This is a genomic window from Burkholderia arboris (assembly GCF_902499125.1).
Lineage (GTDB): Bacteria > Pseudomonadota > Gammaproteobacteria > Burkholderiales > Burkholderiaceae > Burkholderia > Burkholderia arboris.
Genome location: NZ_CABVPX010000015.1, coordinates 91,638 through 116,589, shown reverse-complemented (window position 1 = coordinate 116,589; position 24,952 = coordinate 91,638). Strand labels below are relative to the sequence as shown.

Genomic DNA, 24,952 nt, shown 5'->3' with positions numbered 1-24,952 from the left:
GTCAGCCGCCCGCGCGGGGTGTCCGCGGCCGGCCCGTCGGCCAGGGCGCCCCCGGCTAGGCGCCCCCGGCGGGTTTCACCCGACTCTGGTAGAGTTCCCGGTTCTGGAAAGTCCCCACAGGAGTACACAACATGCGTTTGCTGCATACGATGCTGCGAGTCGGCGATCTCGACCGCTCGATCAAGTTCTACACCGAATTGCTCGGCATGAAGCTGCTGCGTCGCGAGGATTATCCGGAAGGCAAGTTCACGCTCGCGTTCGTCGGCTACGAAGAAGAGAGCACGGGTACCGTGATCGAGCTGACCCACAACTGGGATACGCCGTCCTACGATCTCGGCAACGGTTTCGGCCATCTGGCCGTGGCGGTCGAGGATGCGTACGCCGCGTGCGAGAAGATCAAGGCGCAAGGCGGCAAGGTCACGCGCGAGGCGGGCCCGATGAAGCACGGCACGACCGTGATCGCCTTCGTCGAGGATCCGGACGGCTACAAGATCGAGTTCATCCAGAAGAAGTAAGCGCCGGATGAGCGGGCCGTGGCGTGCGAGATGCGCCGCGGCTGCAAAAAAGGGCGATGCGGGGTGACCCGCATCGCCCTTTTTCCCGGGCGGCGCACGCTGCGTGCGTCGTGTCAAAGCGACGGCAGCAATTCGGGCGGGTGATGCTTGAGTGTGTGCCGCGCTTCGCGGAACTCCGGGAAGATCGATTCGACGGTCTGCCAGAAGGCCGGGCTGTGGTTCATCTCGCGCAGGTGCGACAGTTCGTGCGCGACGACGTAATCGATGATCGACATCGGGAAATGGATCAGCCGCCAGTTCAGGCGGATTTTGCCGTCGCTCGAGCAGCTGCCCCAGCGCGTCGCGGCCGACGACAGCGCATACATCGAATACGTGACGCCGAGTTTTTCCGCATAGACCGGCAGGCGTTCGCCGAAGATGCGTTTCGCTTCGCCCTGCAGCCAGCCCTGCACGCGATCCTTGATCTGCTGCATGTCGGCCTGCACGGGCAGCGGCAGCGACAGCCGCAGCGCGTCGGCATCGAATGCAACGGCGCCAGCGCCGAGCGCGATCGTCACCGTCTTGCCGAGATACGGAAGCTGCGCGCCGTCGCGCCAGTCGATCTGCGGCAGCGCGCGTTGCTCGGTGCGCGTTTTCCACTCCGCGAGCTTCGCGAAGATCCAGCGTTGCTTCTCGGAGATCGCTGCTTCGATGTCGGCGAGCGTGACCCAGCGCGGCGCGGTGATCGACAGCCCGCTGCCGTCGATCGTGAAGCCGATCGTACGGCGTGCCGAACGTTTCAGCCGGTATTCGAGCATGCGGCTGTCGAGCGCGAACGTGCGCACGCGCGAGCGGTCGGGTGCCGGGCCCGGTTTGGGCGGCGAGGCAGGTGAGGTTTCAGGCGGCGCTGTCGGCGCGGCGGGCGCCGACGGGGCAGCGGCCGGCCCGTCGAAGAGCGGCAGATCCATCTGGCGATGATCGAGAGCCACGACGGCAGGCCGTGGCCGCGGACGCTGTTTCATCAGTTCGCTTCTTTTTGTCGTACGCAACGGCTGCAATCCGGGCCTTCAGGCGCGCGCGGCATCGCGCGTGCCGGCATTGCCCGCCTGGCGATAGGAATCGGGATCGATGCGGCGCATTTCCGCTTCGATCCATGCTTCGACCTGCGAGTTCAATACATCGGGCGTCAGCCCGTCGCTGGGGATCGGCTTGCCGATCGACACGGTGACGACGCCCGGGAATTTCGTGAACGAGTTGCGCGGCCACACCCGACCTGCATTGTGCGCGATCGGCACGACCGGCGTGCCGGTTTCGATCGCGAAGCGTGCGCCGCCCGTCTTGTACTTGCCCTGCTTGCCGACCGGCGTGCGCGTGCCTTCGGGGAACATGATCATCCATGCGCCTTCGGACAGGCGCTTCCTGCCCTGGCGGATCACCGAGGTGAACGCGTTCTTGCCTTCCTTGCGGTTGATGTTGACCATGTGCAGCAACCCGAGCGCCCAGCCGAAGAACGGCACGTACAGCAGCTCGCGCTTGAATACATAGCAGAGCGGCTTCGGCATCAGCGCCGGAAACGCGAGTGTTTCCCATGCGGACTGGTGCTTCGACAGCAGCACGGCCGGACCGTCGGGCAGGTTCTCCATCCCTTCGATCCGGTAGCGGATGCCGTTCAGCCAGCGCACGACGAACAGCGTCGACTTGCACCAGCCGGCCGCCATCCAGTAGCGCGCGTCGGGGCGCATGAACGGGAACGCAATGAAGCACGCGGTGGCGTACGGCACCGTGTACAGGATGAAGTAGATCAGCAGCAGCAGGGAGCGGACGAAGCGCATCGGCGTGAGTCTGGCGTTAGGGAGCATGCGCGCGGCAGCCGCATCACTCGTGTTCGTGAGAAAGGAAATCGAGCGCGAACGCGCGCAGGTCGTCGTGCACCTTCGTGCCGGGCGGCAGATTGCCCGCAGCGAGCGTCTTCTTGCCCTTGCCGGTCAGCACGAGGTGCGGCTGGAAGCCGACCGCGACGCCGGCCTGCAGGTCGCGCAGCGAATCGCCGACGACCGGCGTGTGATCGGGATCGATCTCGAAGCGCTCGGTGATCATCTGCATCATGCCGGGTTTCGGCTTGCGGCAGTCGCAATGATCCTCGGCCGTGTGCGGGCAGAAGAACACCGCGTCGATGCGCGCGCCGACCGCGGCCGCCGCGCGATGCATCTTCAGGTGCATCTCGTTGAGGGTGGCCATGTCGAACAGCCCGCGACCGATGCCGGACTGGTTGGTCGCGACGACCACGCGATAGCCCGCGTGGTTGAGCCGGGCGATCGCCTCGAGGCTGCCGGGCAGCGCGATCCATTCGTCGGGCGTCTTGATGAACGCATCCGAATCGACGTTGATCACGCCGTCCCGGTCGAGGACGACGAGCTTTCGGTTGGGGCTGGTCGGCATCGTGCGGCCCTTATGCGGCGAGCTTCGAGATGTCGGCGACGCAGTTCATCTGCTGGTGCAGCGCGAACAGCAGCGCGAGACGGTTCGCGCGCAGTGCCGGATCTTCCGCGTTGACCATCACGTCGTTGAAGAACGTGTCGACCGGTGCGCGCAGCGCGGCGAGCGCCGACAGCGCGCCCGTGTACGCCCGCGCCTCGAGCTGCGACTGAACGTGCGGCGTGACGGCCGCGAGCTGTTCGTGCAGCGCCTTCTCGGCGGCCTCGACGAGCAGCGCCGGCTGCACCGAACCGCTCGCGCCGCCTTCCGACTTCTTCAGGATGTTCGAGATCCGCTTGTTCGCGGCCGCGAGCGCTTCGGCTTCCGCGAGGCGCGTGAATTCGCGCACCGCGTCGAGGCGCGCGACGAGATCGTCGATGCGCGTCGGGTTCAGGCTCAGCACGGCATCGATTTCGCCGGCCGAATAGCCGCGCTCGCGCAGCAGGCCGCGCAGGCGATCCATGAAGAACGCGAAGATGGCATCGGTCGACTCGGCGACGCCCGGCACGCCTTCGAAGCGCGCGTGGGCCGTGCGCAACAGCGACACGAGATCGAGCGGTAGCTGCTTCTCGAGCAGCAGGCGCAGCACGCCGAGCGCGTGGCGGCGCAGTGCGAACGGATCCTTCTCGCCGGTCGGCGCAAGGCCGATGCCCCAGATGCCGACGATCGTCTCGAGCTTGTCGGCAAGCGCGACGGCGGTCGACACGGGCGTGGTCGGCAGCGCGTCGCCGGAGAAGCGCGGCTGATAGTGCTCGGCGCAGGCGAGCGCGACGTCGTCGGCTTCGCCGTCGTGGCGCGCGTAGTACGTGCCCATCGTGCCCTGCAGTTCCGGAAACTCGCCGACCATGTCGGTCAGCAGGTCGGCCTTCGCGAGGCGCGCGGCGCGCTTCGCTTGCGTGGCGTCGGCGCCGATCGCGGGGGCGATCTCGCCGGCCAGCGCCTCGAGGCGTTCGACGCGCGCGAGCGCCGAACCGAGCTTGTTGTGATAGACGACGTTCGCGAGCTGCGGCACGCGGTCGGCGAGCGGCTTCTTCTTGTCCTGCTCGAAGAAGAACTTCGCATCGGCGAGGCGCGGGCGCACGACGCGCTCGTTGCCTTCGATGATCTCGCCCGGCGTCTTCGTCTCGATGTTCGACACGATCAGGAAGCGCGAGCGCAGCTTGCCGGCGACGTCGGTCAGCGCGAAATACTTCTGGTTCGTCTGCATCGTGAGGATCAGGCATTCCTGCGGAACCTGCAGGAATTCGTCCTCGAAGCGGCACGGATAGACGACCGGCCATTCGACCAGCGACGTCACTTCGTCGAGCAGCGATTCGGGCATCACGACCGTGTCGCCGTTTGCATGCTCGTTCAACTGCGTGCGGATCGTTTCGCGGCGATCGGCGAAGTGCGCGATCACGCGGCCCTTGTCGCGCAGCGTGTCGGCGTACGCGCGCGCATGCTGGATCGCGACCAGGCCGTCGGACAGGAAGCGGTGGCCGAGCGTGGTGTCGCCAGCATCGACGCCGAACGCGGTGACGGGCACGACGCGGTCGTCGTGCAGCACCGTCAGGCGATGCACCGGGCGCACGAACTTCACGTCCGAGCCGTCCGGGCGCTGGTACGTCATGAATTTCGGGATCGGCAGCTTCGCGAGCGCTTCGTCGAGCGCGGCCTGCAGGCCGTCGGCGAGCGTGGCGCCGGCCGCCGAGTAGTTGATGAAGAACGCTTCGGCCTTGCCGTCCTGCGCGCGCTCGAGATCGGCGATCGACAGGTTCGGGTGGCCGAGCGCCGCGAGCTTCTTCGCGAGCGGGGCCGTCGGCTTGCCTTCGGCGTCGAGTGCGACCGACACGGGCAGGACTTTTTCGCGGACTTGCCGGTCAGGCGCGACCGCGCGCACGTTCTGCACGACGACGGCGAGGCGGCGCGGCGTGGCGTAGCGTTCGAACACGAGTTCGCCTTCGACGAGGTCGCGCGCCGCGAGGCGTTGCGCGAGACCTTCGGCGAATGCGTCGCCGAGGCGCGCGAGGGCCTTCGGCGGCAGCTCTTCGGTCAGCAGTTCGACGAGCAGGGGGGCGGGATGATTGTGCGTCATGATTGGAATAAATCTCGTCTCGTCAGTCCTGATCGATCTTGCGTTCGACCTTGAGCGGCGGCGCCCATGCCGGCTGCGCGGCGTCCTGGGCGTCGGTGGTGAGGCCCGGCACGCCCGGCGGATTGCCGAGCATCGGGAAGCCGAGCTTCTCGCGCGAGTCGTAGTAAGCCTGCGCGACGAGACGCGACAGAGCGCGGATGCGGCCGATGTACGCTGCACGCTCGGTGACCGAGATCGCGCCGCGCGCGTCGAGCAGGTTGAACGTGTGGCCGGCCTTCAGCACGAGCTCGTACGCGGGCAGCGCGAGCTGCGCGTCGATCATCTTCTTCGCTTCCGCTTCGTAGCTGTTGAAGAACGTGAACAGCAGGTCGACGTTCGCGTGCTCGAAGTTGTAGGTCGACTGCTCGACCTCGTTCTGGTGGTACACGTCGCCATACGACAGGCGCCGCAGCTCGGGGCCGTTCGGGCCTTGCTCTTCCCACTCGGTCCACACGAGGTCGTACACGTTCTCGACCTTCTGCAGGTACATCGCGAGGCGCTCGAGGCCGTACGTGATTTCGCCGAGCACCGGCTTGCATTCGAGGCCGCCGACTTCCTGGAAGTACGTGAACTGCGTGACTTCCATCCCGTTCAGCCACACTTCCCAGCCGAGGCCCCACGCGCCGAGCGTCGGGTTTTCCCAGTCGTCCTCGACGAAGCGCACGTCGTTCTGCTTCAGGTCGAAGCCGAGCGCTGCGAGCGAGCCGAGGTACAGGTCGAGGATGTTTTCCGGCGCCGGCTTGAGCACGACCTGGTACTGGTAGTAGTGCTGCAGGCGGTTCGGGTTCTCGCCGTAGCGGCCGTCCTTCGGGCGGCGCGACGGCTGCACGTACGCGGCGCGCCACGGCTCGGGGCCGATCGCGCGCAGGAACGTGTGGACGTGCGACGTACCCGCGCCGACTTCCATGTCGATGGGCTGGAGCAGGGCGCAACCCTGCTTGTCCCAGTAGGACTGCAGCGTCAGGATGATTTGCTGAAACGTAAGCATGAAGAGCCTTCGTGGCGCTGGCGCTCCGTTGCGGGCGGCGCTCCGGGCAGGGCCCGGAGGGTCGGCTCGCGCGGCGGCGCGGCTTGTTAGTGTGCTGAAACGCGTAATTTTACCGGATCGGCGGCCGGATGCGACCGGAACGCAGGCGAGGCCGCATCCGGCCGGCTTCCCGCGGCCTGCGCACGCACGACCCGCGGGCGCCGCGCGGCTGCGTGCGGCCCGCCGCGACGCGCATGCCGCGCCGCTTCGCGCGGGCGTTAAGATTGCGCCTATTGCGGCGCGCGCCACGCGTGCCGCGTCACCGCTTGCCGACGCCGACTGCATGGACGCCCCGACCGACATCCTCATTCCGCTGCTTCCGCCATTCCTCGCACTGCTCGGGCAGGCCGCCGACGCGCAGGCGCGCGGCGAGCGCGCCGCGCACGACCTGTGGCTCGCCGCCGCCGCCCATCTGCATGCGGTCGATGCCGACGCGCTCGCGCAGCTCACGACGACACTCGTCGCGCGGCAGCGCACCGCCGACGCGCTGGCGCTTGCCGGATGCGCGGCGCGCGCGCAGCCGGGCGCGGGCACGTACTTCAATCACGGCTATGCGCTGCAGATGGCCGGCCGCCACGCGGATGCCGTCGCGCCGTACCGCGCGGCGCTGGCGATCGATGCCGGCCGGCCGTCGCTGCGCAACAACCTCGCGATCGCGCTGCGGCTGTCGGGCGGCGACCGCGCGGAGGAGATCGCGCTGCTCGACGCGGCCGTGACGCACGATCCGCAAGACGTGCAGGCGTGGATCAATCTCGTCGTCGCGCGGATCGCGACGCACGACCTCGACGGCGCGCTCGCGTGCGCCGCGCGGCTGGCCGCCCTCGCGCCCGACAACGCGCTCGCGATGAACAACGTCGCGATGGCGATGAAGGAGGCGCAGCGCTGGGACGATGCCGAGCGCTGCGCCGTACGCGCGTGCGAGCTGGCGCCCGACGATGCGTCGTACCGCTTCAACCTCGCGATCATCCAGCTCGTGCGCGGCAACTACGCGGCCGGCTGGCGCGGCCACGAGGCGCGCTGGGACGGGGCGGGCGAGTTGCGCGGCCGCCTGCCGGCGCTGCCGGGCCCGCGCTGGCAGGGCGAGCCGCTCGCGGGCAAGACGCTGCTGGTGTGGGGCGAGCAAGGGCTCGGTGACGTGCTGCAGTTCTGCCGCTACGTCGCGCCGCTCGCCGAGCGCGTGCATCGCGAGGGCGGCCGGCTCGTGTGGAATACGTTCCCGCAGGTCGGCACGCTGATGCAGCGCAGCCTCGGCGCGCATGCGGATGGTTTCGGCGCGGGCGGCGGCGTCGACGTGCTGCCGGCATTCGATTACGAGGTGCCGCTGATCGGCCTGCCGCTGATGCTCGGGATGGAAGCGTCGACGCTCGCGTCGTCGGTACCGTACCTGCGGGCCGACCCGGATGCACGCGATGCGTGGCGCGCGCGGCTCGCGGGTGACCGCCGGCTGAAGGTCGGGCTCGTGTGGACGGGCAGTGCGGGCCACCAGCGCAACCCGTTCCGGCGCGTCGGGCTCGAGCGCTATGCCGATGCGTTCCGCGGGATCGACGGCGTCGCGTTCTATTCGCTGCAGCCGGGCGCGCAGGCGGACGTCGAGGCGGCTCGTGCGACCGGCTTCGCGATCGAGGACTTCACGGCCGAGCTGACGAGCTTCGACGATACGGCCGCGTTCATCGGCGCGCTGGATCTCGTGATGACCGTGTGCACGTCGGTCGCGCACCTGGCGGGCGCGCTCGGCGCGCGCACGTGGGTGCTGCTCGACGTGAATCCGCACTGGCCGTGGCTGCTCGAACGCACGGACAGCCCGTGGTATCCGACCGCGACGCTGTACCGGCAGCCGGCGTTCGGTACCTGGGCGCCGGTGATGGAGGCGGTGAGTCGCGACCTGCGAAGCCTGGCCGCGCAGCCGGTTCAACCGGCCCGGCAGGCCTGAGCGGCCGGCCGGTTCGCGGTCATGGGCTGCCGCACGCAGCGGCGGCCGTCTGCGTCATTCGGGCTGGCCGTCGCCGTTCTTCCGGCCGTTGCGCCGGCGCAGCCCCGGCCCGAACGTGAAGCCGAACGCGAGCAGCACGAACGACACCGCGAGCACGATGTTGTTGCCGCTCGTCACGTACGGCGTGAAGCCGCTCGTGCCTTCGATCCGCACGTCGAGCGAGCCGATCGTGAACGGCTTCAGCTGGCCGAGCACGCGCCCGTGTGCGTCGATCGCGGCGGTCATGCCCGTGTTGGTCGAGCGCAGCATCGGCCGGCCCGTTTCGAGCGACCGCATCCGCGCGATCTGCAGGTGCTGGTCGAGCGCGATCGTGTCGCCGAACCATGCGAGGTTCGTCACGTTGACGAGGACGCCGGGCGGCTGCGGGTTGTCGCGGATCGTCGCGGCGATTTCCTCGCCGAACAAGTCCTCGTAGCAGATGTCGGCCATCACGGGCTGGTTGTGCACGAGGAACGGCTTCTGCACGGGCGCGCCGCGCGCGAAGTCGCCGAGCGGCATCTTCATCAGGTTGACGAACCAGCGGAAGCCCCACGGGATGAATTCGCCGAAGGGCACGAGATGGTGCTTGTCGTAGTGATAGATGTCGCGCGAGTTCGGCGTCACGCCGTACAGGCTGTTCGTATAGTCGACGTAGTGGCCGTCCTCGGTCACCGACGCGCCGACCGCGCCGAACAGCACGGCCGAGCCCGTCGTGTCGCTGAATTTGCGGATCGCGACGGCGAACGGCTCGGGCAGCTCCTGGATCATCACCGCGATCGCGGTTTCGGGCGTGACGATCAGGTCGGCCGGCTTTTCGACGATCATCTGCTGGTACATCTTGATCGCCGCGTCGATGCCTTCCTGCTCGAACTTGATGTCCTGCTTCACGTTGCCCTGCAGCAGCCGCACCGTGAGCGGCGCGTTCGCGGGCACGGTCCACGTGACCTGCGACAGCCCGAGGCCGGCCGCGACGAGCGCAACCGCCACGCCGGCCGGCGCGGCGATGCGCACGCGTGCGTAGCCGTTCGCGCTGCCCGCCCCGTCGTCACGCACGGGCGACGGGCGCGCGGCGACGAGCGCCTGCACGACCAGCGCGGCGAACAACGCGAGCACCCACGCGATCCCGTACACGCCGACCACCGGCGCGAAGCCCGCGAACGGGCCGTCGACCTGCGGGTAGCCGCTGGCGAGCCACGGAAAGCCGGTGAACAGGGTGCCGCGCAGCCATTCGCCGAGCGCCCACGCGCTCGCGAAGGCGAACGCGCCGTGCCAGGTCGGCGAGAACGGGCGGGGGTCGGGGGTGCGGCGATGCCACGCATGGCCCGCGCAGAACGACCACAGCCCGGCCGAGAACGCCGGGTACAGCGACAGGTACAGCGCGAACAGCACGAGCGCGCCGCCCGCGAGCGGCGCGGCCATCTCGCCGTACACGTGCATGCTGATGTAGAGCCACCAGATGCCGCTGATGAAGTTGCCGAAGCCGAATGCGCCGCCGGTGAGCGCGGCGCCGCGCCAGCTCGACGTGCGCGTCAGTTGCGCGAAAAACCAGACGAATACGACGAGCTGCAGCCAGCCGCCATGCGGCGTCGGTGCGAAGCTGAGCGTATTGGCCGCGCCGGCGAGCAGCGCGGCCGGGTAGTGCCAGCGCGGCAGCGCGCGGCCGGGCGCCGGCGCGAGAAAGCCGCCAGCCGGGCGGGACGGGATCGGATCGTCCATGTGAAGCGGAAGTGGGCGAGCGGTTGAAGGAAGCGCGGCTGGCGCGGAACGGTCAGTCTTCGTGCGAGGTTTCGGCGCGGCGGCTGGCGAGCGGGTTGCGGCGCACCAGCAGCACGTGAACCTGGCGCGCATCGCCGCGCTGGATTTCGAACACGAGGTTGCCGAGCTGCAGCTTCTCGCCGCGGTGCGGCACGCGTCCGAAATGATGGGTGATCAGCCCGCCGATGGTATCGACCTCGTCGTCGGGGAAATCGGTGCCGAATACCTCGTTGAACTGCTCGATCTCGGTGAGTGCGCGCACGCGATAGCGGCCGTCCGGCCCCGAGATGATGTTGCCGGCTTCCTCGTCGAAATCGTATTCGTCCTCGATGTCGCCGACGATCTGTTCGAGCACGTCCTCGATCGTGATCAGGCCCGCGACACCGCCGTATTCGTCGACGACGATCGCCAGGTGATTGCGGTTCACGCGGAAGTCGTGCAGCAGCACGTTCAGGCGCTTCGATTCCGGAATGAACACGGCCGGGCGCAGCATTCCGCGTACGTCGAACTCGTCTTCGGCATAGAAGCGCAGCAGATCCTTCGCGAGCAGCACGCCGATGACGTTGTCGCGGTTCTCCTCGTACACCGGGTAGCGCGAGTGCGCCTTTTCGAGGACGAACGGGATGAAATCCTCGGGCTTGTCGGCGATGTTGATCGCGTCCATCTGCGCGCGCGGCACCATGATGTCGCGGGCGCACAGATCGGATACCTGGAACACGCCTTCGATCATCGACAGCGAGTCGGCGTCGATCAGGTTGCGTTCGTGGGCGTCCTGGAGGATTTCCAGCAGCTCGCCGCGGGATTCGGGCTCGGGCGAGATGAAGTCGGTCAGGCGCTCGAGCAGCGAGCGCTTTTCTTGCGGTTTGTCGGTTGGCTTACGACTGGGATACGAATCGTTCATGGTGGTGCGCCCGGGTCATGCCGGGGCGCGCGGTCACGGAGTAGGCAAGGATACACCAAGGGCACGACGCGACCGTGTCACCCCGGCCGCACGGCCAGGGTGGGCGGCTCGCGCGGGCCCCGCTCGCGGACGGCCGCGCCGGGCGCGACATCGTCCTCGGGTCCATCCTATCTCAGAAAAAGGGCGAAGGCGCAGCAGCGGTAAAAAACGGGGGCGGAAAGACCGGCGAGGCGCTGCGCGGCAGGCGGCCCGTGTCGGCGGCATTCTGCCGCACGCGCGCGCCGCCGGTGCGCGGTTCAGAACCGCATGCCGGCCGAGCAGCCGCCGCCGGCCGCGCCGTTGGTCGCGGCGCCGCCGCAGCCGAGGATCCCGCAGCCTGACAGCGCGACGCTCGCGGCGACGATCAGCGTGGCGATCCGGTAACGCGACCAGCGTGACGGTTTCATTGGCGGTGTCCTCGTTCGAATGCGCGGGCGTCGTGCCGCATCACCGGCATCGCGCGAGCAACCCTTCCAGCGCACGGTCGGGAATGCCGCTCGCGCGCAGCGCGTCGACCGTGCGGCTCACGTAGTCGAGCGTCGTGCCGTAGCGGCCGGCCGCGCAGCTGAACACTTCCTTCACGACGGGGTCGGTCAGCTTGCCCGTATAGGTCGGTACGTCGCGGCGCATCACGAACGCGAGCGCGTTTACGCGTTCGCCGGTCTCGAGCGAGCACGGCAGCCACGCGGGCCGGTACGAACCCATCGGCATTTCGCGCTTCCACAACGTCTCGAGATGCGGCTGCGCGGTCGGGCCGGAGAGCCGGAATGCGATGCCCGAGCACGAACCGCCGCGATCGAGCGCGAGCACGAGGCCCGGGCGCTCGGGGGTGCCGCGGTTCACGCGCGACCACAGGTAGAGGCCGCGATGGTAGCCGTGCACCTTGCCGCGCACGGCGGCGACGGTCGGCAGACCGGGGTTCCAGATCAGCGAGCCATAGCCGAACAGCCAGAGATCCTGCCGGCCGTCCCAGTCGCGCATCGTGTGCGCGAGCGATGCCGCGAGCTCGTCTTCCGTCAGCAGCCGGCCCGCGCCGATCGACGGCGGGTAGGCGGGCGGCAGCGTCGCGGTGTTGCGCATCGTGCGGACGGCTTACTGGTACGGGTTCGGGAAACCCAGCTTCGCGAGGATGTCGACTTCGAGCGCTTCCATTTCGGCCGCGTCCTCGTCGCTCGTTTCGTGATCGTAACCCTGCGCGTGCAGCGCGCCGTGCACCAGCAGGTGCGCGTAATGGGCCGTGAGCGGCTTGCCCTGTTCGTGCGCTTCCTTCTCGACGACCGGGCAGCACAGCACGAGATCGCCGATCACGGTGCCGTCGGGCGCCGCGTCGTACGCGAAGGTCAGCACGTTGGTCGGGTAGTCCTTGTGGCGGTAGCCGGCGTTCAGCGTGCGGCCTTCGTTTTCGCCGACGAAGCGCACGGTGAGCTGCGCGCTCGCGAACAGCGCCGGCTCGATCCATTCGGCGATCAGCTTGCGCTTGGGCAGCGTCTTGCGCACGTCGCTCGTGATCTCGTCGCCGTACTGCACGGACAGCTCGAGTTCCAGCGCGCGCGGCGCATCGTCGAGGTCGTCTTCGCGCGGCGCGAGCTCGGCGCCGACGTGCAGCGTCACGCTGTCGTAGTGCTCGGGCTGCAGCGCGAGCTTCGCGCGCATCGCCGGATCGTTGTGCTGCGCGACGATCGCGACAGCCGCGTCGCCCGAGCTGCCCGACAGGTCGAACATCAGGCTGCGGCCGTCCGGGAAGTCGATCCGCAGCCCTTGTGCGTTGACGGTCCGGGCCTTGCCCTTCGCATCGAACAGCGAAAGGCGGGGAGATTCGGGCGCGGCGGACTCGGCGCGACCGGACTTGCGGGAACGGGAGGATTTCATGACGCGTGCGGCGATTGGGACGCGTTGAGGATACACCAAACGGCCGATCCCACCCGAATTCAACCAGGCGAAAAAAAGCCCGGCGCGCCGTGTGGCGGGCCGGGCCGGCAGGCCGGGGCAGCACGCGTGCGCGGCCGCTCAGCCGTCCTGATGCTGCGCGTGGAACTCGTCGTATGCCTCGACGATGCGCGCGACGAGCGGATGGCGTACGACGTCGGCGCTCGTGAAGCGCGTGAGTGCGATGCCGCGCACGCCGCCGAGCACCTGCTGTGCTTCGACGAGACCGCTCTTGTGGCCGCGCGGCAGGTCGACCTGGCTCGTGTCGCCGGTCACGACCGCCTTCGAGCCGAAGCCGATCCGCGTGAGGAACATCTTCATCTGCTCGGGCGTCGTGTTCTGCGCCTCGTCGAGGATGATGAACGCGTGGTTCAGCGTGCGGCCGCGCATGTACGCGAGCGGCGCGATCTCGATCATCTGGCGCTCGAACATCTTCGCGGTCTTGTCGAAACCGAGCAGGTCGTACAGCGCGTCGTACAGCGGACGCAGGTACGGGTCGACCTTCTGCGCAAGATCGCCCGGCAGGAAGCCGAGCCGTTCGCCGGCCTCGACGGCCGGGCGCGTCAGCACGATCCGCTTGACCTGGTCGCGCTCGAGCGCGTCGACCGCGCATGCAACCGCAAGGTAGGTCTTGCCGGTGCCGGCCGGCCCGATGCCGAGCGTCACATCGTGCGACAGGATCTGCTTCAGGTACTCGCGCTGCGCGGGCGTGCGGCCGCGCAGGTCGGCACGCCGCGTGTACAGCTTCGGCCCGGGCTCTTCTTCCGGCTCGCTGGCGTCGAGCTGCACGACGGGCTCGTCGAACGGATGGTCGGGGTCGCCGCGGAAGCGCACGTCGACCGTGTCCTGGCGGCCGTTGCCGGTCGTGTGGCGCACTTCGACCAGCGCGAGCTGGATGTCGTCGACCGACAACGGATCGCGCGCGCGGTTGTAGAAGTTTTCGAGCGCGGCGAGCGCGAGCTTGGCGCCGCGCCCGCGGATCGTGATCCGGTGGCCGCGCCGCGCGAGCGTGACGTCGAGTGCCTGTTCGATCTGCCGCAGGTTCTCGTCGAGCGGGCCGCAGAGGTTGGCGAGGCGCGCGTTGTCGTCGCGCGGGGCAGTGAATTCCAGTGCTTGGACGGTCTTCAAAGTAGCGTCGGGCTCCTGTTGAGCGTCAATCAGTGGGTGGCCGCGCTCGCGTCGTCGCTGACGAGCACGAGCTCGCCGCGCAGCGAGTGCGGGTACGCGTGGTTGATCTTCACGTCGATCATCTGGCCGATCAGGCGCGGGTGCGACGCAAGCGGCGCCGGGAAATTCACGACCCGGTTGTTCTCGGTGCGGCCCGCGAGTTCGTTCGGGTCCTTGCGCGACGGGCCCTCGACGAGGATCCGCTCGACCTTCCCGACCATCGACTCGCTGATGCGCGCGACGTTTTCCTCGATGGTCGCCTGCAGATGTTGCAGGCGTTTGAGCTTCACTTCGCGCGGCGTGTCGTCGTGCAGGTTCGCGGCCGGCGTGCCGGGGCGCGGGCTGTAGATGAACGAGAAGCTCGTGTCGTAGCGCATCTCGTGCACCAGCGCCATCATCTTGTCGAAATCGTCCTCGGTCTCGCCGGGGAAGCCGACGATCATGTCGGTCGACAGCGACAGGTCGGGGCGGATCGCGCGCAGCTTGCGGATCACCGACTTGTATTCGAGCACCGTGTAGCCGCGCTTCATCGCCATCAGGATACGGTCGGAGCCGTGCTGGACCGGCAGGTGCAGGTGGCTCACGAGCTTCGGCACCTTCGCGTAGGTGTCGATCAGGTGCTGCGTGAATTCCTTCGGGTGCGACGTCGTATAGCGGATCCGCTCGATGCCGGGGATGTCGGCGACGTATTCGATCAGCGTCGCGAAATCGGCGATGTCCGACGAGCCGGCCGCCAGCGCGCCGCGGTATGCGTTCACGTTCTGGCCGAGCAGCGTGACTTCGCGCACGCCCTGGTCGGCGAGGCCGGCCACTTCGGTCAGCACGTCGTCGAGCGGGCGCGACACCTCATCGCCGCGGGTGTACGGCACCACGCAGTAGCTGCAGTACTTCGAGCAGCCTTCCATGATCGACACGAATGCGCTCGGCCCTTCGACGCGCGCGGGCGGCAGGTGGTCGAACTTCTCGATTTCCGGGAACGAGATGTCGACCTGCGCGCGGCCGCTCTCGCGGCGCGCGTCGATCATCTGCGGCAGGCGATGCAGGGTTTGCGGGCCGAACACGAGGTCGACGTACGGCGCGCGCGACACGATCGACGCGCCTTCCTGGCTCGCGACGCAGCCGCCGACGCCGATCAGCAGGCCGGGCTTCGCTGCCTTCAGCTCGCGCGCGCGGCCGAGATCGGAGAACACCTTCTCCTGCGCCTTTTCACGCACCGAGCACGTGTTGAACAGGATGATGTCGGCGTCTTCCGGCGTGTCGGTCTTTTCGAGGCCTTCGGAGGCATTGAGCACGTCCACCATCTTGTCCGAGTCGTACTCGTTCATCTGGCAGCCGAAGGTCTTTACGTAAACTTTCTTGGTCATGGGGATTCGCCGTTCGCAGTGGTTGACCTGGGGGCGTCGTCAAGGGTGAATCGGGACGGCCGTGCGCTGCACGCAGATGCGCGCAGCGAGCAGGAAAAGCCGTCGGGAAAGCCTTCCATTATAGCTTTTCGCGCCGCTCGGGACGGGCGGCGGGTTGCGGCCGCGCGACGCCGGCTGTCAGGTTCCGACCCCGGATCGGCGATGCGCCGGCCGTCAGCGGCACGCGTTCAGCAGGTCGTCGAGCGCGGCTTCCTCGCGCGCGAAGCGTTCGGCGAGAAAGTCGAGCAGCACGCGCACGCGCGGCGCCATGTAGCGCTTGCCGGGGTAGATGGCGTGCAGCGGCGCACCCTGGTGCCGCCAGTCGGGCAGCAGGACCGTGAGCCGCCCCGCGCGTATGTCGTCGGCGACATCCCAGATCGAGTTCAGCACGATGCCGTGCCCGCGTAGCGCCCACTCGCGGGCGAGGCCGCCGTCGTTGGTCTCGAACGCGGTGGCGAGCGGCACCGTGCAGGTTTGCGAGTCGCCGTCGCGCGTGAAGTGCCACGTGTTCATCGGCCCGGACGCGACCGTGATCACGTTGCAGGGAAATCGGGCGAGATCGTGAGGATCGCGCGGCGCGCCGTGACGGGCGACGAACGACGGCGCCGCGCACGGCACGCGCCGGTCCGCGGCGAGCCGGCGGGCGATCAGCGCGCCATCGGGCGGGGCGGCGAAGCGGATCGCGAGATCGATCTCGTCCTGCCACAGGTTGACCGTCGAGTCGGACGCCGTGAGCGAGAACGTGACGTCCGGGTAGCGCACGGTGAATTCGTCGAGCCAGTCGAGCAAGCGGCGGCGGCCGAAATCGGATGTCGCCGACAGCCGCACCCGGCCGCCGACGACGTTGCGGCCGGCCTGCAGCAGCGCGTTGGCGTCGTCGAGCGCCTGCAACCCCTGCCGGCACCCGTTCAGGTACAGGCGGCCCTCGTCGGTGAGCCGCAACTGCCGGGTCGAACGGTCGAACAGCCGGGTCGCGACTGCCGCCTCGAGCTTCGCGAGGCGCGCGCTCGCGGCAGCCGGCGTGAGGTTCAGCTTGCGCCCGGCGGCCGACAGGCTGCCCAGTTCCGCGGCTTCGACGAACAGCCGGATATCGCCCAGTCGGTCCATGCGATTTTCCAGAAATATTTGAAAATGGTTCAAATGCCACGCCAATTATCAAATATAGGCGTCTTCGGGACAATGCGCGCACATCCCGCTTCTTGTGCGGTGCGGCACCGACCGGTCGCCGCGGCCGCCGCCTTCCGGAGAACGTCATGCCCATTCCGTTACTGGCGCTCGCGATCAGCGCCTTCGCCATCGGCACCACCGAATTCATCATCATGGGCCTGCTGCCCGAAGTCGCGCACGACCTGGCCGTGTCGCTGCCGTCGGCCGGCCTGCTCGTCACCGGCTATGCGCTCGGCGTCGCGGCCGGCGCGCCGCTGCTCGCGGTGCTGACGAGCCGCATGCCGCGCAAGGCCGCGCTGCAACTGCTGATGGCGATCTTCATCGTCGGCAACGTGTTGTGCGCGACCGCGTCCGGCTACGCGATGCTGATGGTCGCGCGCGTCGTCACGTCGTTCGCGCACGGATCGTTCTTCGGGATCGGCGCGGTGGTCGCCGCGTCGCTCGTGCCGACCGACAAGCGCGCGAGCGCGATCGCGCTGATGTTCACCGGGCTCACGCTGTCGAACGTGCTCGGCGTGCCGTTCGGCACGTTCGTCGGCCAGCTGCTCGGCTGGCGCGCGTCGTTCTGGATCGTCGCCGCGCTCGGCGTGCTGGCGCTCGGCGGCGTGGCGGCGCTCGTGCCGAACCGTCATGACAGCGGGCCGGTCGGCCTCGGTCACGAAGTGCGCGTGCTGAAGGAGCCGCAGGTATGGCTCGCGCTGCTGATGACGGTGCTCGGCTTCGGCGGCGTGTTCGTCGTGTTCACGTACATCGCGCCGATTCTGGAAACCGTGTCCGGCTACTCGCCGCGCGCGGTCGCGCTGGTCCTCGTGCTGTTCGGCGCCGGGCTGACGATCGGCAACACGCTCGGCGGCAAGCTCGCCGACCGCGCGCTGATGCCGTCGCTGATCGCGATCCTCGTCGCGCTGATGGCCGTGATGGCCGTGTTCGCGAAGACGAGCCACCTGCCGGTCGCGGCCGCCGTCACCGTATTCGTCTGGGGGATCGCCGCGTTCGCGACGGTGCCGCCGCTGCAGGCGCGCGTGGTCGAGAAGGCCGCGAGCGCACCGCATCTCGCGTCGACGCTGAACATCGGCGCGTTCAACGTCGGCAATGCGGGCGGCGCGTGGCTCGGCGGCCTCGCGCTGGAACACGGCTTCGCGCTCGACGCGCTGCCGTGGGTCGCGGTTGCGGTGACGTTCGCGGCGCTGGTCGTCACGTGGTTCGCGATGCGGCTCGACGCGCGCGGCCCGGCACGCGGCGCGGCGCCGGCCGCGCAGTGAGCGTTGCCGCGGCGAGCAGGCGGTGACGCGATAGCGGCAGGAAAAGGTTCGCGAGAAACGCATTCCTCCGCGATGCTGATAACGGTGTGAAGATAACTTCGTTTGCCCGTGCAAGGCCGGGTGATAGCGTTTCGATACGCGCCAAGGCTGGCGCAACCCGATTCCGATCCCGGCTTACCCCATACGCAGGGCCGCGCAGCGGCCCGGAGGCAATGCTATGTCTTCATCCCTGGCGCTCGTGCGCGACGTGTCTTCCTTCGAGTCCGGCAATGCTGCCGACCTGCGCGCGTCCGCGTCGCTCGACCTCCTCGAGCAGGTCGTCGGCGTGAACCTCGCGCGCTTGCGCGCCGAGCGGCAGCTGTCGCTCGATGCGCTCGCGCGGCTGTCCGGCGTGTCGCGCGCGATGCTCGCGCAGATCGAATCGGCGCGCAGCGTGCCGTCGATCAAGGTGCTCTGCAAGATCGCAGCGGCATTGAAGGTGTCGGTCGCTGCGTTCCTGCGCCGCCATGCGGTGAACGGCTTCGAGCATCTGGCGGCCGAACGCGCCTCGCGCGTCGTCAGTTCGAACGGCCGTTTCTCGGCACGCGCGCTGTATCCGGAAGGCGAGCCGGCCGCAGCCGAATTCCACGAGCTGCGGATCGCGCCGCTGCATACGGAGCCCGGCGCGCGCCGCGCGCCCGGCACGACGGTCAACCTCGTCGTCAGCGAAGGCACGCTCGAAGTCAGCGTGCACGACCGTCGCCAGTTGCTCGCGACCGGCGACGCGATCGTGTTCGATGCCGACCAGCCGTACAGCCTGCGCAACCCGGGCGACAGCGAAGCGCGCGCGTTCCGCGTGACGGTGAGCCCCGAGGTGCCGCCGCGCTGGCTCGTGCCCGACGCGGCGCACGCGGCCCACTGACCGGGCGGGCAGTACGAGTACGGAACGGCCGCTTTGCCGCTGTTGCGCGGGAGCGCGGCCAGGTGATCGGCCGTTCGGACGATGCCGTTAGACGGAGTCGTCAGTAAGGTTTTAGGTGTGGTTCGCTGCGCTTCGCGCGCGGCTGCGGTATGCTTGGCCCGCCGGTGACGGGGAACCCCCGTCCGGCAATCAGTGCGTCTTCAGGGCGGGGCGAAATTCCCCACCGGCGGTAGGCTGGCGTAAGCCGGCGAGCCCGCGAGCGCCCGCGCATCCGCGCGGGGTCAGCAGATCTGGTCGAATGCCAGAGCCGACGGTCATAGTCCGGATGAGAGAAGATGTGCAGATAGTCATGTCCGTCAGGGCCGCTTCGCGACGCATGCGAAGCGGGTTGTCGTTCTGTCTGTTTGCAATGCCCTGAAACGTTTTTCGCCCAAATCGTATTTGCGAGGAGCGTTTCACATGTCCTTGATGTCCGTATCGTCGGCACCCGCCGACGCCTTTGCCGATCTCCCGTTGCTGGATTCCGAACCGGTGCCGCCGCGCATCGCCGCTGCGCTCGACGCGATGCGCGCAGGCCGTGCGGTCGTGCTGCAGGATGACCACGACCGCGAGAACGAAGCCGACCTGATCGTCGCCGCCGAGCGCATCACGCCCGAGACGATGGCGCTGCTGATCCGCGAGTGCAGCGGCATCGTGTGCCTGTGCCTGACCGACGACACGGTGCGCGCGCTCGAACTGCCGCCGATGGTGCAGACCAACGAGAGCCGCAACGGCACCGCGTTCACGGTGTCGATCGAAGCGCGCGAAGGCGTGCATACCGGTGTGTCGGCGGCCGATCGCGTGACGACGATCCGTGCGGCGATCGCGGAAGGCGCAAAGCCGCACGACATCGTGCGGCCCGGCCACGTATTTCCGTTGCGTGCGCAACCGGGTGGCGTGCTCGCGCGCCGCGGTCACACCGAAGGCACGGTCGACCTGTCGATCCTCGCGGGCCTGAAGCCGGCCGGCGTGCTGTGCGAGCTGATGAATCCGGATGGCACGATGACGCGCGGCGACGAGGTCGAGCTTTTCGCGCAACGGCACGGGTTGCCGATGCTGACGATCGCGGAACTCGTCGAGTTTCGCGAGGCGCTGGCGGCCGCGCGCGAGCGCTGCTGCGAACCGGCCTGAGTGAACGGAAGGCGGGTGCGTTCGCGCACCCGTGGCGGGCCGGATCGACCCGATCCGGCCTGACTGGCAATCAGGACTGCACGTCGCCGAATTCGCCGCGCATGCCGGCTTCGACGAGCGACGGCAATTCGTCCATCTTGCGCATGATCCGCGTGATGCCCATCGCACGCAGCGCGTCCGCGTAGTTGTCGGGGATGTGGCTCGCGCCGACGAACGCGATCGTCTTCATCCCGGCCGCGCGCGCGGCATTCAACCCCGATACGCTGTCCTCGACGACGATGCAGCGCGCCGGCGCCACGCCGAGCGTCCGGGCCGCATGCAGGTACACGTCGGGGTAGGGTTTCGGGCGCGCCACCTGCTCGGAACTGAATACGCGCTCGCCGAAGATCTCGGTGAGCGCCGCGCGTTTCAGCGAGTTGCGCACGCGTACGAGCCGGCTGTTCGATACGACGGCCGCCGGCAGCGTGACCTTCAGCAGCGCGTCGCGCACGCCGGAGATCGGCGCGAGCGATTGCGCGAGCGCGACCTCGATGTTGTGCTCGATGGTCTCGATGAAGTTCGCGGGCATCTCGATCCCGAAGCGGGATTCGATCCCGGCGAGGAAGCGCGACGTCTGCTGGCCGAATGCCGATTTCGCGGCGGCTTCGAAATCGAGGTTCGGGAACGTGGCGGACAGCGTATCGAGCAGCACGCGGTCGGCGATGACTTCGCTGTCGACGAGCACGCCGTCGCAGTCGCAGATGAGGTGATCGAGCATGGTGATGAAAATGCGGTAGACCGGCGACGCCGATCAATTCGCCATCATACGTGCTTTCACGCGCGTGCCGCGCGACGTTTCGGCAAATTTGCCCGATGCGGGCGCGCGGTTGCCGCATTCCGTGCCGCCGCCGCGCCGATCGCCCGATGGCGGCAGCCCGGGTGCCCGGGCCGCCGCTGTTTGTCGCGTTACAGCTCGATCACGCGCCCCGTTTTCCACGACGTCATCGCGGCTTCGGCCAGCTCGAGCGCGGCGAGTCCGTCGTCGATCGTCGTCCGGACCGGCGTGCCGTCGCGCAGCGCGTCGACGAAGTGCGCGATCTCGGCCGCGTACGCATGCCGGTAGCGCTCGAGGAAGAACGGCTGCGGCACGTCGGCCGCGATGCCGCCGGCGAGCCAGGCGCTCACCTCGGTCGGCCGCACGTTGCCGGCCTGCAGCATCCCGTTGCTGCCGAGCAGCTCGAAGCGCTGGTCGTAGCCGTAGGCCGCGCGCCGCGACGTGTTGATCTGGCACAGCAACCCGCGCCGCGTGCGGATCGTCACGGCCGTCGAATCGATGTCGCCTGCTTCGTGTACGGCCGGGTCGGTCAGGCAACTGCCGGTTGCGTGCAGCGTCTGCGCTTCGTCGCCGAGGATCCAGCGGAACACGTCGAAGTCGTGGATCAGCATGTCCTTGAAGATGCCGCCCGAGCTGCGGAGGTAGTCGGCCGGCGGCGCGCCCGGGTCGCGGCTCGTGACGACCAGCATTTCCGGCGCACCGATCTCGCCGCGCTCGACACGTGCCTTCAGCGCCGCGAACGTCGGGTCGAAGCGGCGCTGGAAGCCGATCATGCAGGTCACGCCGGTGCGCCGCACGACGTCCGCACACGCGCGCGCGCGTTCGACGGTCAGGTCGACCGGCTTCTCGCAGAACACGGCCTTGCCCGCGTTCGCGGCCGCGACGATCAGGTCCGCGTGCGTGTCGGTGCTCGACGCGATCACGACAGCCTGCACCGACGCGTCGCCGAGCGCGCGCTCGATGTCGGCGACCTGCGCGCCGTGCGCGTGCGCGAGCGCTTCGGCCGACGGCGCATGCCGGTCGATCACGTACCTGAGCTTCGCGCCCGGATGGCGCGCGAGATTCGCCGCGTGGATCTTGCCGATCCTGCCCGCGCCGAACAAAGCGAATTCGATCATTCCGTTCTCCTGTTGATTCGATTGTTTTCCAGGCACGCGACATGCGTCGGCAGCGTGCCCTGATGCTGTATCAGCGATCCGCCAGTTCACCGCGCACGTAGTCGATGCTCGCCCGCAGCCGCGCTTCGATGTCGCCGGCCTCGGCGATCTCGCTCGCGAACGGCTCGAACGAGAACGCGCCGCGGTAGCCGCGTGCAAGCAGTTCGCGCAGTTGCCGGAGGTTGCCGAGCCGGTCGGCGCGGCCGACCAGCACGCGGTGGCCGTCGCGCATCCGGTCGACCGGCAGGTCGGCTTCCTCGACACCGGAGATGTGCACGAGGCCCGTCAGGTTCGGGAAGAAGATGTCCTCGCCGGACAGGTGGTGGTGGAACGTGTCGTGCACGAGCCGGAACACCTGTTCGCCCGCCGCGTCGTAGAGGCCTTTCACCGCATCCGACTTGCGGCGCAGCGCGCATTCCTCGAAGCCGAGCGGCTCGATGAAGCCGAGCAGGTTGCGTGCTTCGAGGATCGGCTTCAGCGCCTTCAACGACTTCACGAGATCCGCATGGCGCGCGTCCGCGTCGCGCGTGTCGTTGCGGCTGTTGGTCGGGCACAGCACCAGCGCACGCGCGCCGCATTGCGCCGCGTAGTCGGCCAGCACGGTCGCTTCGTCCGCGCGCTCGGCGTTCCATTGCTCGAAGCGCTGCAGCGCGTTGATCGTCAGGATCGTCACGCCGCCGGCTTCGGCGGTTGCGCGCACGGCCGCGGCCGGCGTGCCGTCGGCGATCTCGACGCCGTCGAGATCGTTGCGAATCTCGATCGTGTCGACGCCGAGGCGCCGGCACAGTGCGACGTAGCGGTCGAGCGGCAAGCGCGGCGCGCTCATCCGGTTCAGCGAAAAATGGAAGGCTTGCGTCATCGTTCTGTCCTTGGGGCTTGAGTGGGGGCGGGGTCCGAATCAGGTGCCGGTGCGCGTGGCGAGGGCGTGCCACGTGTCGCGCAGCCAGTGCGCACACGCGACGTTGTTGTCGAAGATCGAATAGCGTGCGCCGCCGCCGTAGTCGGGAAACGGGATGAACTCGCAACTGATCTGTTCGAGCTGCGTCGGCCGCGCGTGAATCTGCGCGCGCAGCAACTGACGCAGCGCGGCTTTCCACGTGTCGAGCGCCGCCGCGTGCCATTCGCCGTGATAGGCGCCCGGCGCAGGCGCGACGAACGGGTACTGGATGCCGCGCCCGGGCCGGCCGTCCGCGCGGCGCATCCAGCGGTTGTCCGGATTGTTCGGCGCGACGCTGCGCGCATGCGCATGCCGGACCCAGCCGCGCGCGATCCAGTCGGTGTAGAAGGCCGCGGGCGAAGCCGGGTCGAGCCGCGCGCGGCCGTCGTCGGCGGGGTCGCGCAGGCCCGATGCATCGAGTTCGGGGCGATTGCCGATCTTGAACAGCAGGTGCGAATGATCGAGCGTGATCCGGAACGGTGCGCCGGCCTGCTCGACGTGCTGCGCGACGCGCGCCACGCGCGCGAAATCCTCGCTCCACATGTCGACGTGCACTTCGAGGCTCGGCAGGCAGCCAACCGGCTCGCCGCGTTCATAGGTACGCAGGTAGAAATCGGCGACTTCGCGGTCCGACAGAGGGTGGCCGTCCGCGTGATGCGCGAACAGCTGGCAGTTGAGCACCGTGCTGCCGAGGCGTGCGCCCGCGTCGACGATCTCGGCGACGTGCGCTTCGTCGCGGCCGGCGCGCCAGATGCCGCCGATCACGCGAATCGGCAGCGCATGGCGGTCGACCCGCGCGAAATACGGCGACAGGTCTTCACCGCGCACCGGGTTCTTTTCGACGTAATCGAACACGCCGGCGCCGGCGACCATCCGGAAGCGTTCGGCGGGCGCGGGCAACGGCAGGCCGTCGTGTTCGAGCACGCCGTCGAGGTTCACGCCGATGAGGATCGGTTCAGCCATCGTCTCCTGTCCATTGCTGTCCTGCGGATGGCTGTCCAATGTACGGATGCGCGGCGCGGGCTGCATGACCGACGTTGACGAAAAATCGCCAATGCGGCGGTCGATTTTTTCGCCAGGCGCACGCGGCGCGTTGCGCGGCGCGATTCACGGCTGCAGGTACGCGCTCGTCCTCACGTTCGCCGGGCAGAACACGCGGAATTCGACCGGGTCGCCGGGTGGCGGCTGTTCGACGATCCCGCACGCATGCAGCACGTGCTGCAGTGCGGAAATCGCCTGGCCGTCCGGATCCTGGTCGATCGCGAGATCCATCGCGCCGGCTTCGATGAAGGCGCGGTGCTGGTCGATCATCTCGTGGCCGATCCACACGACGCGCCCGATGGCGCCGGCCTTGCGCAGCGCCGCTTCGATGCCGGCCGAGCCGGCGCCGCTGTTGTAGATCGCGACCACGTCGTCGTGCGCCTGCAGCGCTTTCGTCACCGCACGGTAGCAGCGGTCGTCCTGGTCGAGCGTTTCGACCGGCTCGTCGTCGCAGCGGATCGCGGCGAACGCGTCGGCGAGCTGGTCGCGGCAGCCGGCCATCCGGTCGGCGTGCGCGCGGTAGCCCATGCGCCCGCCGAGCAGCAGCGCGCGGCCGGGGCGCGCCGCGAGGCGGCCGATGTAGTAGCCGGCCGTGCGTCCGGCGCGGTAGTTGTCGATGCCGGCGAAGTGCGCGCGATCGATGCCGCCGATGTCGGTGACCATCGTGACGACGGTCTCGCCGCGCGCGATCGCGCCGGCCAGTGCGTCGCGCACGCGAGCCGTGTCGCGCGCGGTGACGATCAGCGCCGCGCGCCGGTACGCGGGCCGTTCGATCAGCGCGGCGGCGCGTTCGTCGTCCGCGGCGGGCAGGATCGTCCGGTGCACGACCACGCGCCGGTCGAGCATCTGCAGCGAGCGCTGCAGCGCCTGCTGGAGCCGCCGGAAGAACGGCGCGTCGGTGTCCGGCAGCAGCACGTCGACGTGGATCAGCCCGTGCCGCGTGTCGGGCAGCAGCCGCGGCACGCCGAGCTGCCGTGCGGCCGCCACCACGCGTTCGCGCGCCTGCGCGGACACGCTGCCGCGCTCGTTCAGCACGCGGTCGACGGTGGTCGTGCTGACGCCCGCGAGCGCCGCGATCTCGTCGAAGCGCGCGGTGCGCTTGCGCCAGCGCGGCCCGGATTCACCTGCCATGGTCGTCTCCATCGTTGGGGTCGCCATCGATCGCGTGGCGTTGCCGGACACGCTAAAGCGATGGCGAAATTTCGTCAACGTTTCGATTGAGCAGCGCAGGCCG

At 68.7% G+C, this 24,952-nt stretch carries 23 protein-coding genes and 1 riboswitch; of the genes, 5 read left to right on the top strand and 18 right to left on the bottom strand.

The features are described from left to right. The first annotated feature begins 131 nt into the window (after positions 1 to 131). Positions 132 to 515, top strand: a complete 384-nt coding sequence (gene gloA / locus BLA15945_RS19540) for a lactoylglutathione lyase (protein WP_059233243.1) — start codon at positions 132 to 134, stop codon at positions 513 to 515. A gap of 113 nt (positions 516 to 628) precedes the next feature. Here the strand turns inward: gloA and BLA15945_RS19535 are convergent, their stop codons facing one another. The 5 genes from BLA15945_RS19535 to glyQ are packed head-to-tail and all read right to left on the bottom strand — an operon-like array spanning position 629 to position 6,070. After that, positions 629 to 1,516 carry a M48 family metallopeptidase gene (locus BLA15945_RS19535; protein ID WP_059233244.1) on the bottom strand — a complete coding sequence of 296 codons (888 nt, stop codon included), beginning with the start codon at positions 1,514 to 1,516 and terminating at the stop codon, positions 629 to 631. Between the two features lie 45 nt (positions 1,517 to 1,561). Continuing rightward, positions 1,562 to 2,326, bottom strand: a complete 765-nt coding sequence (locus tag BLA15945_RS19530; protein WP_174993202.1) for a lysophospholipid acyltransferase family protein — start codon at positions 2,324 to 2,326, stop codon at positions 1,562 to 1,564. Positions 2,327 to 2,369: 43 nt separating this feature from the next. Continuing rightward, positions 2,370 to 2,933, bottom strand: coding sequence for a D-glycero-beta-D-manno-heptose 1,7-bisphosphate 7-phosphatase (gene gmhB, locus BLA15945_RS19525; protein WP_059233246.1), 564 nt, complete (start codon positions 2,931 to 2,933; stop codon positions 2,370 to 2,372). A 10-nt stretch (positions 2,934 to 2,943) separates the two neighbouring features. Further along, positions 2,944 to 5,043 carry a glycine--tRNA ligase subunit beta gene (glyS, locus tag BLA15945_RS19520; RefSeq protein ID WP_174993180.1) on the bottom strand — a complete coding sequence of 700 codons (2,100 nt, stop codon included), beginning with the start codon at positions 5,041 to 5,043 and terminating at the stop codon, positions 2,944 to 2,946. A gap of 22 nt (positions 5,044 to 5,065) precedes the next feature. After that, on the bottom strand, positions 5,066 to 6,070 hold the full coding sequence (glyQ, locus tag BLA15945_RS19515; protein WP_081051793.1) for a glycine--tRNA ligase subunit alpha: 1,005 nt from the start codon (positions 6,068 to 6,070) through the stop codon (positions 5,066 to 5,068). Between the two features lie 322 nt (positions 6,071 to 6,392). On the opposite strand from glyQ, the gene BLA15945_RS19510 reads away from it, so the two are divergent. After that, positions 6,393 to 8,039: a tetratricopeptide repeat-containing glycosyltransferase family protein gene (locus BLA15945_RS19510; RefSeq protein WP_174993179.1), complete on the top strand. Its 1,647-nt coding sequence runs from the start codon at positions 6,393 to 6,395 to the stop codon at positions 8,037 to 8,039. A 54-nt stretch (positions 8,040 to 8,093) separates the two neighbouring features. Here BLA15945_RS19510 and lnt read toward each other — a convergent pair whose 3' ends face one another. From lnt to BLA15945_RS19470, 8 genes are all read right to left on the bottom strand, one after another. Beyond that, complete coding sequence (gene lnt / locus BLA15945_RS19505) at positions 8,094 to 9,794, bottom strand: apolipoprotein N-acyltransferase (RefSeq protein ID WP_174993178.1); 1,701 nt, start codon at positions 9,792 to 9,794, stop codon at positions 8,094 to 8,096. Between the two features lie 52 nt (positions 9,795 to 9,846). Beyond that, positions 9,847 to 10,734: an HlyC/CorC family transporter gene (locus BLA15945_RS19500; protein WP_059233250.1), complete on the bottom strand. Its 888-nt coding sequence runs from the start codon at positions 10,732 to 10,734 to the stop codon at positions 9,847 to 9,849. Between the two features lie 296 nt (positions 10,735 to 11,030). Next, positions 11,031 to 11,180 (bottom strand): hypothetical protein, encoded by a 150-nt coding sequence (locus tag BLA15945_RS19495; RefSeq protein ID WP_174993177.1) that lies wholly within the window; start codon positions 11,178 to 11,180, stop codon positions 11,031 to 11,033. A gap of 40 nt (positions 11,181 to 11,220) precedes the next feature. Then, positions 11,221 to 11,853 (bottom strand): gamma-glutamylcyclotransferase, encoded by a 633-nt coding sequence (locus BLA15945_RS19490; protein WP_059233251.1) that lies wholly within the window; start codon positions 11,851 to 11,853, stop codon positions 11,221 to 11,223. Positions 11,854 to 11,865: 12 nt separating this feature from the next. Beyond that, positions 11,866 to 12,642: an rRNA maturation RNase YbeY gene (ybeY, locus tag BLA15945_RS19485; protein WP_059233252.1), complete on the bottom strand. Its 777-nt coding sequence runs from the start codon at positions 12,640 to 12,642 to the stop codon at positions 11,866 to 11,868. A gap of 138 nt (positions 12,643 to 12,780) precedes the next feature. Next, positions 12,781 to 13,827, bottom strand: a complete 1,047-nt coding sequence (locus BLA15945_RS19480; protein WP_059233253.1) for a PhoH family protein — start codon at positions 13,825 to 13,827, stop codon at positions 12,781 to 12,783. A gap of 29 nt (positions 13,828 to 13,856) precedes the next feature. Further along, the gene (gene miaB, locus BLA15945_RS19475) at positions 13,857 to 15,230 is read right to left on the bottom strand and encodes a tRNA (N6-isopentenyl adenosine(37)-C2)-methylthiotransferase MiaB (protein ID WP_174993176.1); all 1,374 of its coding nucleotides are present in this window, start codon (positions 15,228 to 15,230) and stop codon (positions 13,857 to 13,859) included. A 213-nt stretch (positions 15,231 to 15,443) separates the two neighbouring features. Further along, complete coding sequence (locus tag BLA15945_RS19470; protein ID WP_174993175.1) at positions 15,444 to 16,376, bottom strand: LysR family transcriptional regulator; 933 nt, start codon at positions 16,374 to 16,376, stop codon at positions 15,444 to 15,446. A gap of 146 nt (positions 16,377 to 16,522) precedes the next feature. On the opposite strand from BLA15945_RS19470, the gene BLA15945_RS19465 reads away from it, so the two are divergent. The 3 genes from BLA15945_RS19465 to ribB all read left to right on the top strand — a co-directional run bounded on the left by BLA15945_RS19465 (position 16,523) and on the right by ribB (position 19,769). Continuing rightward, a complete protein-coding gene (locus tag BLA15945_RS19465; protein ID WP_174993174.1) occupies positions 16,523 to 17,698 on the top strand; it encodes an MFS transporter in 1,176 nt (391 codons plus the stop codon). 217 nt (positions 17,699 to 17,915) lie between these two features. After that, positions 17,916 to 18,599: a helix-turn-helix domain-containing protein gene (locus tag BLA15945_RS19460; protein WP_059233257.1), complete on the top strand. Its 684-nt coding sequence runs from the start codon at positions 17,916 to 17,918 to the stop codon at positions 18,597 to 18,599. A gap of 192 nt (positions 18,600 to 18,791) precedes the next feature. Beyond that, positions 18,792 to 18,940, top strand: a riboswitch (FMN riboswitch). A gap of 118 nt (positions 18,941 to 19,058) precedes the next feature. Continuing rightward, complete coding sequence (ribB, locus tag BLA15945_RS19455) at positions 19,059 to 19,769, top strand: 3,4-dihydroxy-2-butanone-4-phosphate synthase (RefSeq protein ID WP_059233258.1); 711 nt, start codon at positions 19,059 to 19,061, stop codon at positions 19,767 to 19,769. A gap of 70 nt (positions 19,770 to 19,839) precedes the next feature. Here ribB and BLA15945_RS19450 read toward each other — a convergent pair whose 3' ends face one another. From BLA15945_RS19450 to BLA15945_RS19430, 5 genes are all read right to left on the bottom strand, one after another. Further along, positions 19,840 to 20,526, bottom strand: a complete 687-nt coding sequence (locus tag BLA15945_RS19450; RefSeq protein ID WP_059233259.1) for an HAD family hydrolase — start codon at positions 20,524 to 20,526, stop codon at positions 19,840 to 19,842. Positions 20,527 to 20,714: 188 nt separating this feature from the next. Beyond that, entirely contained in the window at positions 20,715 to 21,701 is a 987-nt protein-coding gene (gene iolG, locus BLA15945_RS19445; RefSeq protein ID WP_174993173.1) for an inositol 2-dehydrogenase, read from the bottom strand. Positions 21,702 to 21,771: 70 nt separating this feature from the next. Continuing rightward, positions 21,772 to 22,599: a TIM barrel protein gene (locus BLA15945_RS19440; protein WP_174993172.1), complete on the bottom strand. Its 828-nt coding sequence runs from the start codon at positions 22,597 to 22,599 to the stop codon at positions 21,772 to 21,774. A gap of 39 nt (positions 22,600 to 22,638) precedes the next feature. Next, positions 22,639 to 23,640, bottom strand: coding sequence for a xylose isomerase (locus BLA15945_RS19435; protein ID WP_174993171.1), 1,002 nt, complete (start codon positions 23,638 to 23,640; stop codon positions 22,639 to 22,641). 144 nt (positions 23,641 to 23,784) lie between these two features. Beyond that, complete coding sequence (locus tag BLA15945_RS19430; protein WP_174993170.1) at positions 23,785 to 24,849, bottom strand: LacI family DNA-binding transcriptional regulator; 1,065 nt, start codon at positions 24,847 to 24,849, stop codon at positions 23,785 to 23,787. Positions 24,850 to 24,952: the final 103 nt, after the last annotated feature.

What these genes read in the sequence shown, in the direction of transcription:
- BLA15945_RS19530 (WP_174993202.1), bottom strand. Translation starts at nt 2,326, where the DNA reads ATGCGCTTCGTCCGCTCCCTGCTGCTGCTGATCTACTTCATCCTGTAC.
- BLA15945_RS19500 (WP_059233250.1), bottom strand. Translation starts at nt 10,734, where the DNA reads ATGAACGATTCGTATCCCAGTCGTAAGCCAACCGACAAACCGCAAGAA.
- gmhB (WP_059233246.1), bottom strand. Translation starts at nt 2,933, where the DNA reads ATGCCGACCAGCCCCAACCGAAAGCTCGTCGTCCTCGACCGGGACGGC.
- lnt (WP_174993178.1), bottom strand. Translation starts at nt 9,794, where the DNA reads ATGGACGATCCGATCCCGTCCCGCCCGGCTGGCGGCTTTCTCGCGCCG.
- BLA15945_RS19430 (WP_174993170.1), bottom strand. Translation starts at nt 24,849, where the DNA reads ATGGCAGGTGAATCCGGGCCGCGCTGGCGCAAGCGCACCGCGCGCTTC.
- glyQ (WP_081051793.1), bottom strand. Translation starts at nt 6,070, where the DNA reads ATGCTTACGTTTCAGCAAATCATCCTGACGCTGCAGTCCTACTGGGAC.
- BLA15945_RS19470 (WP_174993175.1), bottom strand. Translation starts at nt 16,376, where the DNA reads ATGGACCGACTGGGCGATATCCGGCTGTTCGTCGAAGCCGCGGAACTG.
- BLA15945_RS19490 (WP_059233251.1), bottom strand. Translation starts at nt 11,853, where the DNA reads ATGCGCAACACCGCGACGCTGCCGCCCGCCTACCCGCCGTCGATCGGC.
- BLA15945_RS19535 (WP_059233244.1), bottom strand. Translation starts at nt 1,516, where the DNA reads ATGAAACAGCGTCCGCGGCCACGGCCTGCCGTCGTGGCTCTCGATCAT.
- miaB (WP_174993176.1), bottom strand. Translation starts at nt 15,230, where the DNA reads ATGACCAAGAAAGTTTACGTAAAGACCTTCGGCTGCCAGATGAACGAG.
- iolG (WP_174993173.1), bottom strand. Translation starts at nt 21,701, where the DNA reads ATGATCGAATTCGCTTTGTTCGGCGCGGGCAGGATCGGCAAGATCCAC.
- gloA (WP_059233243.1), top strand. Translation starts at nt 132, where the DNA reads ATGCGTTTGCTGCATACGATGCTGCGAGTCGGCGATCTCGACCGCTCG.
- BLA15945_RS19435 (WP_174993171.1), bottom strand. Translation starts at nt 23,640, where the DNA reads ATGGCTGAACCGATCCTCATCGGCGTGAACCTCGACGGCGTGCTCGAA.
- BLA15945_RS19450 (WP_059233259.1), bottom strand. Translation starts at nt 20,526, where the DNA reads ATGCTCGATCACCTCATCTGCGACTGCGACGGCGTGCTCGTCGACAGC.
- glyS (WP_174993180.1), bottom strand. Translation starts at nt 5,043, where the DNA reads ATGACGCACAATCATCCCGCCCCCCTGCTCGTCGAACTGCTGACCGAA.
- BLA15945_RS19510 (WP_174993179.1), top strand. Translation starts at nt 6,393, where the DNA reads ATGGACGCCCCGACCGACATCCTCATTCCGCTGCTTCCGCCATTCCTC.
- ribB (WP_059233258.1), top strand. Translation starts at nt 19,059, where the DNA reads ATGTCCTTGATGTCCGTATCGTCGGCACCCGCCGACGCCTTTGCCGAT.
- BLA15945_RS19495 (WP_174993177.1), bottom strand. Translation starts at nt 11,180, where the DNA reads ATGAAACCGTCACGCTGGTCGCGTTACCGGATCGCCACGCTGATCGTC.
- BLA15945_RS19460 (WP_059233257.1), top strand. Translation starts at nt 17,916, where the DNA reads ATGTCTTCATCCCTGGCGCTCGTGCGCGACGTGTCTTCCTTCGAGTCC.
- BLA15945_RS19465 (WP_174993174.1), top strand. Translation starts at nt 16,523, where the DNA reads ATGCCCATTCCGTTACTGGCGCTCGCGATCAGCGCCTTCGCCATCGGC.
- BLA15945_RS19440 (WP_174993172.1), bottom strand. Translation starts at nt 22,599, where the DNA reads ATGACGCAAGCCTTCCATTTTTCGCTGAACCGGATGAGCGCGCCGCGC.
- ybeY (WP_059233252.1), bottom strand. Translation starts at nt 12,642, where the DNA reads ATGAAATCCTCCCGTTCCCGCAAGTCCGGTCGCGCCGAGTCCGCCGCG.